The 13,408-nt window shown below is 43.5% G+C and carries 12 protein-coding genes; 2 read left to right on the forward strand and 10 right to left on the reverse strand.

Annotation, left to right across the window (positions count from 1 at the left end; translation table 11 throughout):
• Positions 1-299 precede the first annotated feature (299 nt).
• From DPG01_RS17255 to hcaE, 10 genes are all read right to left on the reverse strand, one after another.
• Positions 300-536, reverse strand: a complete 237-nt coding sequence (locus tag DPG01_RS17255) for a hypothetical protein (protein ID WP_110975894.1) — start codon at positions 534-536, stop codon at positions 300-302.
• Between the two features lie 174 nt (positions 537-710).
• Complete coding sequence (katG, locus tag DPG01_RS17260; RefSeq protein ID WP_110975895.1) at positions 711-2,903, reverse strand: catalase/peroxidase HPI; 2,193 nt, start codon at positions 2,901-2,903, stop codon at positions 711-713.
• A 437-nt stretch (positions 2,904-3,340) separates the two neighbouring features.
• The gene (locus tag DPG01_RS17265) at positions 3,341-4,396 is read right to left on the reverse strand and encodes an MBL fold metallo-hydrolase (RefSeq protein WP_110975896.1); all 1,056 of its coding nucleotides are present in this window, start codon (positions 4,394-4,396) and stop codon (positions 3,341-3,343) included.
• A gap of 70 nt (positions 4,397-4,466) precedes the next feature.
• Positions 4,467-5,405, reverse strand: coding sequence for a cation diffusion facilitator family transporter (locus DPG01_RS17270; protein WP_110975902.1), 939 nt, complete (start codon positions 5,403-5,405; stop codon positions 4,467-4,469).
• 156 nt (positions 5,406-5,561) lie between these two features.
• Positions 5,562-6,788: a 3-phenylpropionate/cinnamic acid dioxygenase ferredoxin--NAD(+) reductase subunit gene (gene hcaD / locus DPG01_RS17275; protein WP_110975897.1), complete on the reverse strand. Its 1,227-nt coding sequence runs from the start codon at positions 6,786-6,788 to the stop codon at positions 5,562-5,564.
• On the reverse strand, positions 6,781-7,758 hold the full coding sequence (locus DPG01_RS17280; protein WP_110975898.1) for a 3-carboxyethylcatechol 2,3-dioxygenase: 978 nt from the start codon (positions 7,756-7,758) through the stop codon (positions 6,781-6,783). The genes hcaD and DPG01_RS17280 overlap by 8 nt, the downstream gene beginning before the upstream one ends.
• 407 nt (positions 7,759-8,165) lie before the next feature.
• The gene (gene hcaB, locus DPG01_RS17285) at positions 8,166-8,981 is read right to left on the reverse strand and encodes a 3-phenylpropionate-dihydrodiol/cinnamic acid-dihydrodiol dehydrogenase (protein WP_110975899.1); all 816 of its coding nucleotides are present in this window, start codon (positions 8,979-8,981) and stop codon (positions 8,166-8,168) included.
• 2 nt (positions 8,982-8,983) lie between these two features.
• Positions 8,984-9,310 (reverse strand): 3-phenylpropionate/cinnamic acid dioxygenase ferredoxin subunit, encoded by a 327-nt coding sequence (hcaC, locus tag DPG01_RS17290; protein WP_086209615.1) that lies wholly within the window; start codon positions 9,308-9,310, stop codon positions 8,984-8,986.
• The gene (gene hcaF / locus DPG01_RS17295) at positions 9,310-9,828 is read right to left on the reverse strand and encodes a 3-phenylpropionate/cinnamic acid dioxygenase subunit beta (protein ID WP_086209616.1); all 519 of its coding nucleotides are present in this window, start codon (positions 9,826-9,828) and stop codon (positions 9,310-9,312) included. Before hcaF ends, hcaC begins: the two co-directional genes overlap by 1 nt.
• On the reverse strand, positions 9,825-11,192 hold the full coding sequence (gene hcaE / locus DPG01_RS17300; RefSeq protein WP_110975900.1) for a 3-phenylpropionate/cinnamic acid dioxygenase subunit alpha: 1,368 nt from the start codon (positions 11,190-11,192) through the stop codon (positions 9,825-9,827). The genes hcaF and hcaE overlap by 4 nt, the downstream gene beginning before the upstream one ends.
• 282 nt (positions 11,193-11,474) lie before the next feature.
• Between hcaE and hcaR the strand changes: the two genes are divergently transcribed.
• Together hcaR and DPG01_RS17310 are read left to right on the forward strand one after the other, a co-directional pair.
• Entirely contained in the window at positions 11,475-12,374 is a 900-nt protein-coding gene (gene hcaR / locus DPG01_RS17305) for a DNA-binding transcriptional regulator HcaR (protein ID WP_086209618.1), read from the forward strand.
• Between the two features lie 303 nt (positions 12,375-12,677).
• Positions 12,678-13,355: a DUF1345 domain-containing protein gene (locus DPG01_RS17310; RefSeq protein ID WP_110975901.1), complete on the forward strand. Its 678-nt coding sequence runs from the start codon at positions 12,678-12,680 to the stop codon at positions 13,353-13,355.
• Positions 13,356-13,408: the final 53 nt, after the last annotated feature.

The raw sequence follows: 13,408 nt of genomic DNA on the forward strand, positions 1-13,408 counted from the left end.
AATTAAGAAAGGATTTTTTAAGAAAATTGATATATCAGAGCAACTTACATTCCTAGCTACTATTTTGAATGAAATACTTACAACTAATCCTACGATTTATGCCCAACACTGGTGGGATGAAAGAGAGATGAAACTAATTGGAGAATAACATCTTGTAAATCAAATAATTTTAGCATCTTATAATCCATAAAAAAACCGCCCTTACAGGCGGTTTTTATTCCAGTGAAAATTACTTCGCATCAAAACGGCATATATCCATTCCATAATTTAAGAAGCAATAAACATTGAGGCTTCAATCATTACGAACGATTTTTTTCATTCAAATCTTTGTGTGGCATAGGGCAACCATTTGCGTCTTTAGGAGGTCGTGGTCTATCTTTATTATCCATATCTTTTGGTGGTGGAGGACAATCTTGCGTTTGATTTGAAGCAGGTTGTTTTTGTATTTGCGTATTTTGTGAGCTTGCGGCTAAGGCTGTGCCAGCAAGAGCAAGTGTCCCCAAACCTAGAATTAGACCCGTTAATACTTTTTTCATTGTGATGTACCTCTATGCTATAAATTATTATTCCAATGCTATAAATCAATTATGGATATTTAATGGATTTATATATTTGGGCAAACATTTCTATTCTCATTTTTGGTTAATTTATTATAAAAATTCAAATATAAAAAAACCGCTCTTTTGAGCGGTCTTTTGTTCTTGTGAAACCTACTTCACATCAAAACGGTCTGCATTCATTACTTTCACCCAAGCGGCAACAAAGTCTTTTACAAACTTCTCTTTGTTATCATCTTGCGCATAAACTTCCGCATATGAACGTAAAATCGAGTTCGAACCAAAGACTAAGTCTACACGTGTTGCCGTCCATTTGGTTACCCCTGTCGCACGCTCCACGATTTCATAACGGTTTTTACCCACAGGTTTCCAGTTGTATTTCATGTCGGTTAAGTTCACAAAGAAATCATTACTCAGTACCCCTACGCGATCTGTCAACACACCTTCTGGTGTACCTGCATAGTTCGTACCAAGTACACGCATACCACCAACCAATACCGCCATTTCAGGCGCAGTCAAACCGAGTAATTGTGCACGGTCTAACAGCATTTCTTCAGGTTGTACGCTGTAATCTTCTTTGACCCAGTTACGGAAACCATCATGCTTAGGCAATAAGTCTTCAAAAGAATACACATCAGTTTGCTCTTGAGTCGCATCGCTCCGTCCGGCAAGGAACGGAACTTTGATATTCACACCCGCAGCGTGTGCCGCTTTTTCAACGGCTGCTGTGCCACCCAGTACAATTAAATCCGCAATACTGACTTTTTTCGCAAGACCTGCCTGAATTTCTTCAAGTTTCGCCAAAACTTTGGCTAAACGCTCAGGCTCATTGCCCACCCAGTCTTTTTGTGGTGCAAGACGGATACGTGCGCCATTGGCACCACCACGGTAGTCTGAACCACGGAAAGTACGCGCACTGTCCCAAGCAGTATTGATCAATTCAACCGAAGCTAAACCGCTATTTAGCAACTTCACTTTTAAATCTTCAATTTCAGCTTCAGACAAAACATAATCGACCGATGGAATTGGGTCTTGCCAAATCAGGTCTTCGCTCGGAACATCTGCGCCTAAATAGCGAGATTTTGGTCCCATGTCACGGTGCGTCAGCTTGTACCAAGCACGTGCAAACACTTCGGACAAGTAAGCAGGGTCTTTGTAAAAACGCTCTGAGATTTTGCGGTATTCAGGGTCTATTTTTAATGCCATATCAGCATCAGTCATCATTGGGTTACGGCGTACATTTGGGTTATGCGCATCAACAGGTTTGTCTTCCTCTTTGATGTTAATCGGCTCCCATTGTTTCGCACCCGCAGGACTGGTGGTTTTTTCCCATTCATAAGTGAACAGCAGATAGAAAAACTCGTTATCCCATTTGGTTGGGTGAGTCGTCCAAGCCCCTTCTAAACCACTGACCATGGTGTTCGCACCATTGCCTGTACCTTCGGAGTTATGCCAACCAAGACCTTGAAACTCCACGTCAGCGCTTTCGACATCTGCCCCTAAGTTTTCAGCTTTACCATTCCCGTGGGCTTTCCCTACGGTATGACCACCCGCAGTCAATGCCACGGTTTCTTCGTCATCCATTCCCATACGGTCAAAAGTGACACGCATGTCTTGTGCAGTACGGAGGGGATCTTGAACACCATCAACCCCTTCTGGATTGACGTAGATTAAGCCCATTTGGACCGCAGCTAATGGATTTTCAAGCGATTTACGGTCTTGGTCATTGGCATAACGATTTGCTGTTGGTGCCAGCCATTGACGCTCTTCGCCCCAGTAAATGTCTTTTTCCGGTGCCCAAATATCTAGACGACCACCACCGAAACCAAAGGTTTTCAGACCTGCTTCTTCATAAGCTACGGTCCCTGCGAGAACGATTAAATCGCCCCATGAAATTTTATTGCCATATTTACGTTTGACTGGCCAGAGTAAGCGACGGCCTTTATCGGTGTTGACGTTATCAGGCCAACTGTTGAGGGGGGCAAAACGTTGGTTACCCGTGTTGGCACCGCCACGTCCATCTTGTTTACGGTAAGAACCCGCCAAGTGCCATGCGGTACGTACAAACATCCCAATGTAGCTACCATAGTCAGATGGCCACCATTCTTGGCTGCTGTTGATGAGTTCACGTAGGTCTTGTTTCACCGCTTCTAGATCTAATGATTTGAATGCAGTTGCATAGTCAAAATCAGGATCCATCGGGTTGGTTTTTTTATCGTGTTGCGACAGGATGTCTAGATTGAGCGCATTGGGCCACCAATCAGAATTATTGGTGCTGGCTAAACTCGTTTGTCCACCGTCTTTCTGGTGAAATGGACAACCTGATGCTTGCATATTCTGTGTCATGTCGAGCTCCAAATTTGATCATCAAATTATGATTATCATGAACCGTTTAAAGTATTTATTACTTTTCTAACATAGCCCTTTTTTATGACAATCTAAAGCGAGTTTTACGAATAAAAACAATCGGATTATTCCATGTAAATATTTAAGAAAGAAAGATTTTTAACTTTTCAACAAGATAGAAGTCGATGAAAAAACAACAGCAAGAAAAGCCTTTAATGCGGAGTTAATGGGCATTTTCAATTGAGTTTATCGTTTAAAAATTAGACGATTCCTACCAGCAATCAGTGCAGCTCAGGTTGAGTAAAAATCAAACAATAAAAAAGGCATACTTTCGGTTTTTAGATTTTTCTTGAAAGATATTTTAGTGATGTCCTTATGGTCTCGGTGATGACTGTTTTTGCCCCAGCCACCACCTGATCTTACACATAAAGCGCCCATTACACGCTTAAACGTCGACCTTCTCTTAAGCAGACAAATGGATTCATCAGCTTCGAACTATTTTTCATCGCCACTTTCAAATCCATCTCAGGCTGCTCACGGCTCTCATCAGTCAGCTGAAAGGTGCGATAGTGAATGGCCATTGAGCATTTAGCATGCAGGTCTTTATGTGCTTGAAAGGCATCTTGTGGATTCATATGCATATAGCGCATGAGCTCACGCGGTTCATACGCCCCGATAGGCAGTAGTGCAATTCGCGGTGCGCCAAAACGCTGATGCAGCTCTTTAAAGTGTGGCGAATAACCTGTATCCCCCGCAAAATAAGCATAGTCAGCGCCACAGTGAATAGTAAACCCGCCCCATAACGCACGGTTTTGATCACATAGTCCACGTCCAGAACCATGCTGTGCTGGGGTATAGACCAATTTCAAATCATGCAAGCGTGCTGACTGCCACCAATCCATTTCCAACACTTGTAAATGCTTGGGTAAATACCATCCATTGCCCAAACCCGTATAAATGGGCATGGCGAAACGCTCATACAACCAGTTCAGACTGGCTATATCCATATGATCATAGTGATTGTGGCTCAAAAGCACCGCATGGATGGTCGGCAAATTTTCTAGGGCAATCCCCGCAGGCATGACACGGCGTGGCCCTCGCCCTTGCTTCGGACTGACATGTTCCGCCCACACAGGATCGGTCAATAAATTATAAGGGCCAATCTGGAGCAATACCGTGGCATGCCCCACAAACCAAACTTGCCAATCATTTAAATCGGCATGAGGACGGTCTTGCGGTAGACTTTTTTTATCGGCATGAAAATGCGCATATTCTTGTGTTAAATCGACATTCCATGTCGAAGACTTACGTTTCATCAACCATTTCAGTAAATCGCCACGACTACGCCCTTCGGGTCGACGAACCGAATTGAAAAAGCGTGTCCCGTTATAATGGTCGGAGTGTAGAAACTGAAATTCAGGTTGTCGCCACGTATGGGACATCGTATTTTCAGTCAGAATTTGATAATGGAGTTCAGTTGATTTTGGCTTCATTTAACGTCGTTATCTTTATTGCAATACACCAGTAACAGGACCAGTTTTGAAAACTGACCTCTACCTTAACCTATTCCAAGCGTCCTTGCATTCGCTCTAACCACACTTTTTTTGATTGTGGCTTAACAAAGAGTGCCACAATTTCAGGATGATTTTGTTTAATTTTTGCTTCAATTCGATTGACACAGGCTTCTATCTCATCGGTAGTCAGGTGATCTTCAAACTCCACGCTCAATGAGGCCAAAACCTGTTTGGCACCCATTTGTTCGGTCAATAAGCCATTGGCCGACAGTACGCCTTCATCGTCTTGGGCAATTTTTAAGATGTTTTGCCGTACATGCACGTCTGCGGTTTCCCCTAGGAGCAAGCCTTTGGTTTCTCGTGCCAAAAGAAAAGCTGACACCGCCAGAACCAGCCCAATCAGGATGGACGCTACTCCATCCAATTCAGGCAGATCTAAACGATGCGCCAAATAAATACCCAGAAAGGCAATCAACAGTCCAATCAATGCAGCAGAGTCTTCAAACAAAACGGTAAACGTGGTGGGATCTTTACTGCGTCGAAAAGCCTCAAAATAACCTTGCTGACCTTTCGCTTTACGAAACACTTTCAGGGCAACACACCATGACGCCCCCTCACTTACAAATGCAAAACCAAGTACAACATAATTGATGATCGGATTTAAAATCGGTTCAGGGTGTAAAATGTGCATGATCCCATTATACATAGAGACCAATGCCCCTAAGGCAAACACCATAAGAGATACAATGAAGGCCCAAAAATACAGCTCTCGCCCATAGCCAAAAGGATGATTAAAATTGGCAGGTTTATTCGACTTTTTTAGCCCATATAACAACAAAATTTCGTTTAAGGTATCTACAACAGAGTGAATCGCTTCACTCAACATGGCAGAACTATTGGTCAGATAAGCTGCTATAAACTTCACCAAGGCAATCGCTAAATTACCTATGAGTGCGGCATAAACCACCAGTTTATTTGAATCTGCCATATCGACTTTTAGCCCAAGCTGTATTCTATTTATGTTTTTATCATATCGAAATTTAGTGGCGCATAGCGCAGGTTTTTGTAGTTCATAAATAATAAACAGACCTAAGCAAACCTTGGTCTGTTTAAATACACCCATTTAAGTGCAAAGCTTTAAATCTCAGGCAATTTTACGTAAATCCTGCAACACGTCTAAATGTTTTTCTGCATCAAAGATGACTTGTTTGCCAATCATTTTTTTCAAATGTCGCATGTCTTTGGCTGCATTCACTGTAATTCCCCCCACGATAACACCATCGGTCACTCCAAACAGAACAAACGAAGAGGCTGCACGGAGTTCAGGTCGAATTTCGCCACGAACAATCCACTCTGCTGCGGCCATATCACCAACAAACTGATAGTTAATATCGAGCTGATCCGTCCAAAACCATGCAGGATTTGCTTTTGGATGCTCTACACTCATCACGTGACGGGCAAAAATTCCAGCCTGTAAATTGGCATTTTCCCATGTTTCCACACGACGGTACTGACCATCCGCACGAAGTTGGGTCGCGACATCACCCGCAGCATAAATATCTGGATGTGAAGTTTGGCAGTGTTCATTCACTTGAATGGCACTATCAACCGCTAAACCAGCATCGACTGCCAGTTGTGCATTCGGGACAATCCCAATACCATAAATCACGGCATCTGCACGTAACTGTTCCCCTGTTGCAAGAGTGATTACCACGGTTTCACCATCTAAATGACAGTGATTAATGGCGCTATTCAAGCGCACATCGACACCCGCAAGACGTTGTTGCGCCAATAAAAACTCACTCAAAATCTGCGGGGATGAACGCCCCATCACCATCGGCCCCATTTCAATCACCGTCACTTGACAGTCTTTAAAGCGCGCAGAGGAAGCCAGTTCTAATCCAATGACCCCTCCACCAATCAAGACAATTCGCTGTCCAGCTTGTAGCACAGGCACCAGTGCTTGAGAGTCTTCCAAATTACGTAAGGTATAAATGCGTTGACCTAAAGCATCGAAATTCGGCAAGCGACGTGCAGCTCCGCCTGTGGCAAGGAGCAATTTGTCATAGGCAATCAGTTCGCCCTTTTGCAATTCAACAGTTTTTTCCTCAGGGTTGATTTTCACCACGCCATTGCCACGGATATGCGTGACACCTAAAGTCGCTAATTTCTCTTCGGATAAAATCTCAACCTTGGTTTCTTCAGGCTTTAAAATCACATCTTTGGATAAAGGTGGACGTTCATAAGGCAAATGAACTTCATCCCCAATTAAAATGATTTTGCCTGCAAACTGATTGCCACGGAGTTCTAAAATCGCGCTCGCACCTGCTTGGCCTGCACCAACAATGACGATGGTTTCAATGTTACTCATTTAGTTCACCTTTTAACTCTGCCGAGACAATGCCAAAGCCTGCAATCCACTCACTGATATCTTCATAGCAATGTGTGGTCATGTCATATTCGCCAAGTTCATGTAATGCAGCAAATGCCGCCATCCAAGAACGGACTTCCTGACCACCCCGCCCACCATCACGGCGAATATCGGCTTCAGTCATCGCTTCAATTGTGGCGAAGTCTGCTTTGGCCAATATTTCAAGCAATGCACGATCCCATTCTGGATTGAGTGGCACGGCAACAGATTGATCACCTGCTGCCAGTTTCTGCCCCACGGCAATAATTTTGGCTTGACGATGATTCCGTGATTCTTCACTCGGATTACGTCCACAAATCAAAAACTCTTCCACTTCTGGCGGTACAGCACCCATTTGTGGTGTCGGAGGATCATGTGAAAGTCCACCTGTTCCTAAAATTAAAACCCTTTCATTTTCAAGATTTAAAGACTGAATAAATTGCCCAACAGCACGCCCCAAAGCAATGGTTCGCTTGGTGGTTGGCATCGGTGCCGCTGCACCATTGATAAAAATAGGAATGGTTGGATAACGGTCTAGCTGTCCACCACACAGAAAATGTAAAGGCTGCGTCACGCCATGATCGGCTTGCATTCGGTAGGAATAGGCAACATCCACACCTTCATCGAGTACACGACGCACCAAAGCAACCGCAGTGTCTTCAGGCACATTGATTTTGTCGTTATCTTTACCGTAGTCCCAATCACCTGCCGCAGTTGCACGAATACCCACACAAAAACTTGGCATCAAATCATAGAAAAAGCCATTAAAATGGTCTGGGCCAAAAGTAATGATGAGGGTTGGATCATACCCTTTGACTTCTGCCGCAAGCTGGGCAAAAGTCTCACGTACAATCTGTTCTTTACGCTGTTCTTGCGGTGAAGCAAATTCCATTAAGGGACTGTGCGATGCACAAATGAGTTTAACGGCCATGTGTGACTCCAAAATAGAAACCGTCGCTTAATGACTGTGTTTCCTTAATATATGCAAAGATCTCAATATAAAGACTGGGTCAAAATTAAGCGTTGAAATGATGAAGCGGAGTCTTTCCAATAAAGCATAAACTTCCAGACTAACCTTCGGTTCGACCTACTTTTCTTTTGGGAAAAGTAGGTCGAACCATTGTCATTCGCAAAACTCGGCAACAACCATCACGACATTGACAGGTCGCAGAAACATTTCGTTTTAGCTTTAGCCCTGCCTCAAACAATTGCGAATGACTTTTCCGCGTACCCAAATTTTTTGAAATACTCATCAAACCTAATTGAGTTTAGATTTGAGATTTCTTTACGTTTAAAAGCTCCAAAGATCCCTAGATAATGAGTAGTTCAGTGAATCAATCACTCATCAAAGAACCCTGCACGAGGTTGGCGTAAACCACGGATGCCTAAACCGCATTCAGCATTGATCAAAACACCCGTCAGTGGACGGTTGTTTTGACGCGATGCCAACAAGACGTATGAACCTGTCATCTCTTCAGGTTCAGGCAAGAAATTCAGTGGCATACCACGAGCAATCTTTTCAGGGTCACGTGCATCGAGTAGCCCCAAATTTTCTTGACCTAAAGATGCCGCCCCTTTGATATTGACATTCATACCTGACGGCGCCACCGCATTCACTCGTACTTTAGGCGCAAGTTCATAGGCCAATTCTTTCATCACCCCCACACCTGCATGCTTAGAAGCTGTATATACAGGGCCTCCGCCTGCCGAGTACAAGGCTGAATTAGACAAAGTAAATATGATCGACCCTTCAGAAGCTATCAATGCCTCCAGTGCGGCTTTTGCCCCCAAGATGAGCGATTTGGTATTAATGCCCATAATTTCATCAAAGGCTTTGTCTAACTGTTCACCCGAAGTATTGACGATATCGGCATAATGATCCCAAATCCCAGCATTACCGACAAAACAATCCAATTTGCCAAAACGCTCAAGCGTGGCATTCACGGCAAGGACATTGTCTTCATAGCAAGCCACATCACCCGCAATCGCAAGAATGTGATCACCGAAATGTGCCTGTAATGCCTCCACTTTGGCTTGTGAACGCTGTAACACAGCCACCTGTGCGCCTTCTGCTAAAAAGCGCTCGACCAATGCCCAGCCCAGACCAGAACCTCCCCCCGTAATCAGGGCAACTTCACCTTGTAACCAGCCCATGATTATGCTCCCGCCATCTCGACAAACAATTGTCCATCTTCCACAATCACAGGAAAGGTTTGAATAGGATCAGTTGCAGGCAGGCATAAAGCCTGACCTGTTTTTAGGCAGAAACGAGCAGAATGTAATGGACATTCCACTGTGCCGTCCTCTTCCAAATAACCTTCGGACATGGAAGCATTGCCATGTGAACAGCGGTCATTCATAGCAAAGAATTCACCGCCATTGTTGAAAACAGCCAGTGCCTCAATCCCATTCACACCGCAGTCCACTTTCAATGCCTCGCCTTCGTCTAACTCATCGACTTGGCACACAAAAATCTTATTCATTAGAAGAACACACTCAGGTTATGGGAGTTGTAAGTCACTTGGTCTAGGGTGATTTTACGATTGAAAATCTGGAAACCTTGCTTGGTATCCACTTTACGAAGTTTGTCATGACGCTTCCCGCAGTAGAGGGTGACATCTTTTTCTTTCTGAGTACGGTAGAGTAAATACGTCACGTAAACATCATACTCACCGTCGACTTCAGTCGCTTCAACGATCACATTGGACACCATGTGTGTGGTACGAGACGGTGGCTCTTCAGCCCATGCCATCCCTGTTTCCAAACGCGCGACACGACGTTCTAACAAATCTTTAGAGTCGTTAAACACCCACGTGGTTGGCGGCTCAACCGAACGACGACGGTCACGGGTTTGCGCATTCGGTGTCGTGCGTAAGGTATAGGCAATATCATCTGCCAAGACATCCAACCACTCACGGAATTTCCAGTCGTCGAGCAATTTTGCTTCACGGTAAAGGAACTGACTGATCTGATGTTGAAGTTCTAAATTGATCTGACTCATTTCATCAACTCCTTCTCATAGTCTTCCGCGGCTTTTTCGACTTCTTCCCATGTTTCATGAATCAGTAAATCTGCCCAACGGCGGTATAAGCCACGTGCTGCGGTTTCGGAGAAAATATAGTTGGTAATGCCTGGAATGCCATCTTCACGAACTTTCTCATTGCCCAAGCCCATTTCCATAATCAACGGGTTGTTACGTGCTTTATAGCCACGAAGTACTTTTTGGATTTCAATCCAGTTTTCCGAGTCATCTTGCTCAAGGAAACCCGCAGGTCCAAAAGCACGCGTTGCAGAACGCTCAAAAGCTTCTTTCACTTCTTGCGATGCTTCAGCATCGGCAATGCAGAATGCCCAGACTTCAGTTTTGTTTGGACCGCGCGGATGCCAGACTCGAAGCGTTGCCGTTCCATTTAACCACGACATGGTCGGGAACATGGTGTTATGCCCCGCAAGACGTAATGCACGTACTTCACCCAAACGCTCTTTAACTTCCTCAAAGGTTTCACGGAAGTAGTTGGCTACTTCACCATCCACCCAGACGTTGGCATCGGGTTTTTCGGTAAAGAAGAAGCCTGAGCCATGACCACGTGAACCATACTGAATGGCATCTTTGGCAGTTTCCCAAACTGGACGCGCGGTTTGTGCTGCACCGAGTTTTTTAGATGAGTCGTCATCGGGTTTAGCGCCCAAAACTTGAATCGCAGAGGCATGGGAGAACAAGGCATGGTACTGATCTGAGGCAAACTGTTCTGCCGCAAATTTCCAGTTACACTCGATTTCCCACTTGTGTACCCCACCAATAATTTCAGTCCCACCTGAACGACGATCGACTACACCATCTAAATACCAAGCGATATCCCCCATATATTCAATCAGGTCTGGAGTCGATTCATCCCAGCAGCCAAAAATCAGCCCCTTATAAGACTCTACGCGGTTGACTTGAACCAAGCCCCACTGTTCTTTGCAGGCACCTTGTGGGAAAGCACGATCTTCAAGTGGAATATCTTTCAGTGAGCCATCTACCCCATAAGACCAGCCATGATATGGACAGGTAAAAGCGCGAGTATTACCACAGTCTGCAAAGCTGACCCGCATAGAACGATGTCGACACTGGTTTAGAAATGCTTTAATTGAGCCATCTTTTTGACGTGCCACAATAATTGGGTCTTCACCCATGTAAGTATTGAAAAAATCACCTGATTTTGGAATTTGGCTGTCATGACATAGAAATAGCCATGTACGCCCAAACACGCGTTCCAGTTCTAATTCGTATAAATCTGGGTCTGTATAGATGGATGGCGAGATACGTCCATTTTGTGCATCGACCAAAGCGTCGATTTCACGCACATCAATTTTTCCACTCATGAAAAGCTCTCCTGCGACCAATACACGGCACAACGTAAATAGACTCAACTTTTGAGGCATCATGATTTTTTAGACAGCTTTAGTGAAATATTTTTTTTGTTTTAATTAATACGTTTTAGCAATTATTAGAAAAGTTATTTCTTATATTAAAATCTCCGCATTCATCTCAAGACCATTTATTTTATAAATACTTGAATCATCTTCACGGCATAGTTGTTTATAGATTATACTTTGTTGTAGTCGTGGTAAGACATTTTTTGGATTACTCAGTGGGTTATTTATATGGAACTTAGACACCTTCGCTATTTCATCACCGTTGCTGAAGAACTGAACTTCAGTAAGGCGGCATTGAAACTTTATACCGCTCAACCTTCACTCAGTCAGCAAATCAAAGACCTCGAAGAAGATGTCGGCGTACAGTTGCTGTATCGAACCAAGCGAAAAGTTGAACTCACGGAAGAAGGTGCTGTTTTTCTAGAACAGGCACGCCTGACTCTAGCTCAAGCGGACAAAGCGGTCGCTATGGCACGTCAAGTGTCACAAGCCAAACAGCAAATGCTGCGCATAGGTTTCGTGCCAGTTGCGGAAATGAAAATATTCCCTTATGTGTTGCCAAATCTGCGTGTACAAAACCCCGACTTAAAAATTGAGTTACTCAGTATGAACAATACTGAGCAGATGCGTTTGTTGAAAAAAGGTGAGCTGGACATTACCTTTACCCGACATAACTTTCATAATGATGAACTTGAGAGCCAATTTGTTCTACGTGAGCCACTCATCTTCCTGCTTCCCAAAGATCACCCTTTAGCAAAATATGAACGCATTCCTGTTAAGGCTTTAAATGGTATTGATTTTATCATTCCCGCAGCCGAACAGTCACAAACCCTGCACCAGACTATTTTAGAATTTGCCAAAAATAATAGTATTGAATTCAATATTGTTCAAAAGGCCGATAATATTCTATTTAATATCAACTCAATTGGGATGGGTCTCGGTTGCACTATTTTACCTGGCTATGTTGCACCCTTAACCATGAGCAATACCGTGATTCGTCCGCTTGAGGTTGAACTCCCTTACTTAGATTTATATGTAAGCTATCGTAAAAACACCACATCACTGGCTGTAAATAAATTTCTAGAATTGCTGACTCGGGTGTTTTATTTGAACATTAACCGTGAATAAATCCCCAATGAGTTCAAATTAATCCTCAAATACGAGACACCACTATTTTCTGAATAAATGGCGGTGTACCTTTTTCATGAAAAAGTACCCTGAACTACAAGCGTATCTAGAGTATTTCAGTTTTAAACCAGACTTATCAGCTCTCGACTTTTGTTGTCTCTACTTTTTAAAGGAAGATTAACGAATAAAAATCAGAATTTTTGTCAGGTTTTACCTACAACTTAAGTATAAACATAAGCATATACTGAGCTAGCTATTGCGATTTTTGCTGCACTAAAAAATAAAATAGAAAAGGAGAAAATCATGCCGATGCCTACTTTACAGCGTTTAAAAACGGCCATGCAGTTTCGCCCCTTCTTTTTCATTAGTTTTTTGGTTACGGCTATTTTTTATGCTCTGCTCAATACCCTGACTGACTGGTCTTGGTCTACCAATTTATTGATCAGTTGGAACATTGCCGTCTCAAGTTATTTGCTCAAAACCATGACAACGCTTTGGTCTGTTGACCATCGACACATTCTTCAACATGCACAGCAACAAGATGCCAGTAAATGGATTATTCTACTGTTGGTGATCATGACATTAGTTATGTGTTTGATTGCAATTGTGTTGGAGTTAACTCATCTTCCTAATGACCCAGCTATCAAATATGGTCACTTGGCTCTGTCCTTACTGACCATTATAAGTGCATGGCTCTTTATACATACTGTGTTTGCCATTCATTATGCGCATGACTATTATCTCGCTCTTGCGGACCAACAAGATGCTGGCTTGGACTTTCCAAAAACGGCACAGCCGACTTATCCTGACTTCTTATACTTTAGTTATGTGATTGGCACTTCAGCGCAAACTGCGGACGTTTCGATTACTTCCCGCTCCATGCGTATTCTCAATATTCTGCACATTATTTTGGCCTATGGTTTTAACACCTCGATTTTGGCCATTAGCATCAATGTAGCGGCAGGCTTTATTACACTCTAAGTTTAATGCTTCTTCTTTGAAATTTCGGACATAAAAAAAGGATGGTTCAACCA

Origin of the sequence: Acinetobacter sp. WCHAc060042, from assembly GCF_003231195.1 — a bacterium.
Classification (GTDB): domain Bacteria; phylum Pseudomonadota; class Gammaproteobacteria; order Pseudomonadales; family Moraxellaceae; genus Acinetobacter.

Coding starts and splice junctions, on each gene's coding strand:
- DPG01_RS17255 (WP_110975894.1), bottom strand. CDS start 536: ATGAAAAAAGTATTAACGGGTCTAATTCTAGGTTTGGGGACACTTGCT.
- katG (WP_110975895.1), bottom strand. CDS start 2,903: ATGACACAGAATATGCAAGCATCAGGTTGTCCATTTCACCAGAAAGAC.
- DPG01_RS17265 (WP_110975896.1), bottom strand. CDS start 4,396: ATGAAGCCAAAATCAACTGAACTCCATTATCAAATTCTGACTGAAAAT.
- DPG01_RS17270 (WP_110975902.1), bottom strand. CDS start 5,405: ATGGCAGATTCAAATAAACTGGTGGTTTATGCCGCACTCATAGGTAAT.
- hcaD (WP_110975897.1), bottom strand. CDS start 6,788: ATGAGTAACATTGAAACCATCGTCATTGTTGGTGCAGGCCAAGCAGGT.
- DPG01_RS17280 (WP_110975898.1), bottom strand. CDS start 7,758: ATGGCCGTTAAACTCATTTGTGCATCGCACAGTCCCTTAATGGAATTT.
- hcaB (WP_110975899.1), bottom strand. CDS start 8,981: ATGGGCTGGTTACAAGGTGAAGTTGCCCTGATTACGGGGGGAGGTTCT.
- hcaC (WP_086209615.1), bottom strand. CDS start 9,310: ATGAATAAGATTTTTGTGTGCCAAGTCGATGAGTTAGACGAAGGCGAG.
- hcaF (WP_086209616.1), bottom strand. CDS start 9,828: ATGAGTCAGATCAATTTAGAACTTCAACATCAGATCAGTCAGTTCCTT.
- hcaE (WP_110975900.1), bottom strand. CDS start 11,192: ATGAGTGGAAAAATTGATGTGCGTGAAATCGACGCTTTGGTCGATGCA.
- hcaR (WP_086209618.1), top strand. CDS start 11,475: ATGGAACTTAGACACCTTCGCTATTTCATCACCGTTGCTGAAGAACTG.
- DPG01_RS17310 (WP_110975901.1), top strand. CDS start 12,678: ATGCCGATGCCTACTTTACAGCGTTTAAAAACGGCCATGCAGTTTCGC.